Origin of the sequence: Kineococcus glutinatus, assembly GCF_039542765.1 — a bacterium.
Taxonomy (GTDB): domain Bacteria; phylum Actinomycetota; class Actinomycetes; order Actinomycetales; family Kineococcaceae; genus Kineococcus_A; species Kineococcus_A glutinatus.
This window is the reverse complement of record NZ_BAABIL010000505.1, coordinates 1-2,540: the sequence shown is the minus strand read 5'-3', so window position 1 is coordinate 2,540 and position 2,540 is coordinate 1. Positions and strand designations below refer to the sequence as shown.

Sequence of the window (2,540 nt, the reverse complement as noted above, 5' to 3'; positions counted from 1 at the left end):
TGGTGGGCGCCGACGCCGCCGCGGCGATGCCCGCGCGCGGGGTGCTGCTCGACGACCGCGACGCGGTGCGCTTCCGCGGGGAGGGCGAACCCGTCGACCCGCGCGCCGGGCACGTCCCCGGTGCGCGCAACCTGCCGCCGGGCGCGCTCACCGGGCCGGACGGGCTGCTGCGCCCGGTGACCGGGCTGCGCGAGCACCTGGCGGCCCTGGGCGTGGTGCCGGGGACGCCCGTGGCCGCGTACTGCGGTTCGGGGGTGTTCGCCAGCCTCGCCGTGGCGCAGCTGGCCACCGCCGGGGTCGACGCGGCGCTGTGGCCGGGCTCGTGGTCGCAGTGGTCGAACGACCCCGCCCGGCCCGCGGCCCTGGGTGACGAACCGGGCGCCTGAGCCGGCCGCGGTGGCGCCGCGGCCGGCCCGGGCGCGGCCGGCTCAGTGCGCGAAGTGCCGCGCGCCCGTGAGGTACATCGTCACGCCGGCGGCGCGGGCGGCCTCGACGACCTCGCCGTCGCGGACGGAGCCGCCCGGCTGCACGATCGCCCGCACCCCGGCGTCGATGAGGATCTGCGCGCCGTCGGCGAAGGGGAAGAACGCGTCGGAGGCCGCCACGGCCCCCCGCGCCCGCTCAGCGCCGGCCCGGGCCACCGCGAGGCGGCAGGAGTCCACGCGGTTCACCTGCCCCATGCCCACCCCGACGCCGGCGCCGCCCCTGGCGAGCAGGATGGCGTTGGAGCGCACCGAGCGCACCGCGCGCCAGGCGAAGGCCAGGTCCGCCAGGGTCGCGGCGTCGGCGGGCTCGCCGGCCACGAGCTGCCAGGCCGAGGGGTCGTCCCCGCCGGGGCCCCCGCCCTCGCCCGCCACGACCGCGTCGATGCGGTCGCTGGCCTGCACCAGCACGCCCCCGGAGACCTGCCGCCACTCCAGCTCGTCGCGGCGGAAGCCCGCGGGCAGCTGCAGCAGCCGGACGTTCTTCTTGCGCTGCAGCAGCTCCAGGGCGTCGGGCTCGAACCCGGGGGCGACGACCACCTCGGTGAACACGTCGGCGACCTGCGCGGCCATCGCCGCCGTCACCGGGCGGTTGGCGGCGATGACCCCGCCGAAGGCGGAGACGGGGTCGCAGGCGTGCGCGGCGGCGTGGGCCGCGGCCACGTCGGCGCCCACGGCGATCCCGCAGGGGTTGGCGTGCTTGACGACGGCCACCGCGGGGGCGTCGAAGTCGAAGGCGGCGCGCACGGCGGCGTCGGCGTCGACGTAGTTGTTGTACGACATCGCCTTGCCGTGCAGCTGCGCCGCCTGCGCGATGCCCGCGGGGGCGTCCGGGTCGAGGTAGAGGGCGGCGGGCTGGTGGGGGTTCTCCCCGTAGCGCAGGACGTCGCCGAGGACGAGGGAGTCGCCCGTGAACGCGGGCCAGTGCGGCTGCGCGGCCGCGCCGTCGGCGACGAGCTCCTGGGCGCACCAGGTGGCGACGGCGGTGTCGTAGGCGGCGGTGTGCGCGAAGGCGGCGGCGGCGAGCAGGCGGCGCGCGGCGAGGGTGAAACCCCCGGCCGCGGCGGCGGCGAGCACGTCCGGGTAGGCGGCGGGGTTCACGACGACGGCGACGCTCGGGTGGTTCTTGGCGGCGGCGCGGACCATGGAGGGGCCGCCGATGTCGATCTGCTCCACGACCTCCTCGCGCCCGGCGCCGGAGGCGACGGTCTCGCGGAAGGGGTAGAGGTTGACGACGACCAGGTCGAACGGCTCCACGCCCAGCTCGGCGAGCTGGGCGGCGTGCTCGGGCAGGCGCAGGTCGGCGAGGATCCCGGCGTGCACCTTCGGGTGCAGGGTCTTCACCCGCCCGTCGAGGCACTCGGGGAACCCGGTGAGCTCCTCCACCGGGGTGACGGGCACCCCGGCAGCGGCGATGCGCGCGGCGGTGGAGCCGGTGGAGACGATCGCGACCCCGGCGGCGTGCAGGCCGGTGGCCAGCTCCTCCAGCCCGGTCTTGTCGTAGACGCTGACGAGGGCGCGGCGCAGCGGGCGGCGCTCCTGCGGCGCTGCTCCGGCGGCCTGTGCTGCTCCGGGTGCTGTGCTCACGCGAGCCTGACCTTCCTTCCGGTGACGGACCAACCGCGGGCCATGCGGCCGACGACCTCGACCAGGAGGCGGCGCTCCTGCTCCTTGATGCGCTCGTGCAGGGTGTCCTCGTCGTCGCCGTCGAGGACGTCCACCGCGGCCTGCGCGACGACCGGGCCGGTGTCGACGCCGGCGTCGACCAGGTGCACGGTGCAGCCGGTGACCCGCACGCCGTGGGCGAGGGCGTCGCGCACGCCGTGGGCACCGGGGAACGAGGGCAGCAGCGCCGGGTGGGTGTTGAGGACGCGCCCGCCGAAGGCGTCCAGGAACGGCGCCCCGAGGATGCGCATGAAGCCGGCGAGCACGACGAGGTCGGGCTCGAAGTCCGCGACGGCGGCGGCGAGCGCGGCGTCCCAGCCGGCGCGGTCGGGGTGCTCGCCGGGCGGGACCGCGAAGGTCGCCACGCCCGCGGCGGCGGCGCGGGCCAGGCCG

At 77.8% G+C, this 2,540-nt stretch carries 3 protein-coding genes; 1 reads left to right on the top strand and 2 read right to left on the bottom strand.

The window, feature by feature from the left end:
• Positions 1 to 386: sulfurtransferase (locus ABEB16_RS17155; RefSeq protein ID WP_345713438.1), on the top strand; the 386-nt coding region annotated here is incomplete at its 5' end.
• Positions 387 to 428: 42 nt separating this feature from the next.
• Here the strand turns inward: ABEB16_RS17155 and purH are convergent.
• Together purH and purN are read right to left on the bottom strand one after the other, a co-directional pair.
• Positions 429 to 2,069 (bottom strand): bifunctional phosphoribosylaminoimidazolecarboxamide formyltransferase/IMP cyclohydrolase, encoded by a 1,641-nt coding sequence (purH, locus tag ABEB16_RS17150; protein WP_345713437.1) that lies wholly within the window; start codon positions 2,067 to 2,069, stop codon positions 429 to 431.
• A partial coding sequence (gene purN / locus ABEB16_RS17145) for a phosphoribosylglycinamide formyltransferase (RefSeq protein ID WP_345713436.1) occupies positions 2,066 to 2,540 on the bottom strand: 475 nt, incomplete at its 5' end. The genes purH and purN, both read right to left, overlap by 4 nt.